Source organism: Neobacillus mesonae, from assembly GCF_023715155.1.
GTDB classification, from domain to species: Bacteria; Bacillota; Bacilli; order Bacillales; family Cytobacillaceae; genus Neobacillus; species Neobacillus mesonae_A.
On the sequence record NZ_JAMBNQ010000100.1, the window covers coordinates 1 to 598 of the forward strand.

Here is a 598-nt window from a genome sequence, read left to right on the forward strand (position 1 = left end):
TATTTCTAGGATTTGATCCTGGTCATCGGGGGATAACCTTCGAGAGTTTCCTTTGTCACCACGCTTCTTTGGTTTTAATGCCTCAAATCCTTTTCGTCTATAATGAAGTAGCCACTCTTTCATTGTTTTTTCTGCAATTCTTCGTTCACCATAATATGGAACGGAATGAATCTTTCCCTCTAAACCCTTAAAATATTCTTTCGGGTCCACCTGCCCATTCAAGAGAGGGGCTATTAGACCATAACGAAATAAGGCCACTTGTTCACGTTCTTTTTCATTCATGGAATCTTCCTCCTTTTCATAGAAGGATGACCGGTCATCCATGATTCCTATTCTACTTTTTTCGATATTTTCTGACTATGAAAAAGGTATGTGGGACAAACTATATTTTTAAAATCAACCAAATATGATAGAATTAATTTGCCATAAAGTATTTTGACAAGTGACCCCAGGACCTTCGTAAGAAGGGTGATTCGCCAAAATCAAGGATCATTTTCATATATTTTATGGCCTCTTCATTTTTATCCTTCGACATGCCAGTAACTTTTCCTAATTGAACAAAGAAGCTATGAATCCATTTAATTCCCCTATAGTAACG

The 598-nt window shown here is 36.8% G+C and carries 1 protein-coding gene and 1 pseudogene; both read right to left on the reverse strand.

Annotation, left to right across the window (positions count from 1 at the left end; genetic code table 11):
* A pseudogene (locus M3183_RS26670) lies at positions 1-282 on the reverse strand (IS481 family transposase); the annotation flags it as partial.
* 133 nt (positions 283-415) lie between these two features.
* On the reverse strand, positions 416-598 hold a 183-nt coding region (locus M3183_RS26675), incomplete at its 5' end, for a hypothetical protein (protein ID WP_251475040.1).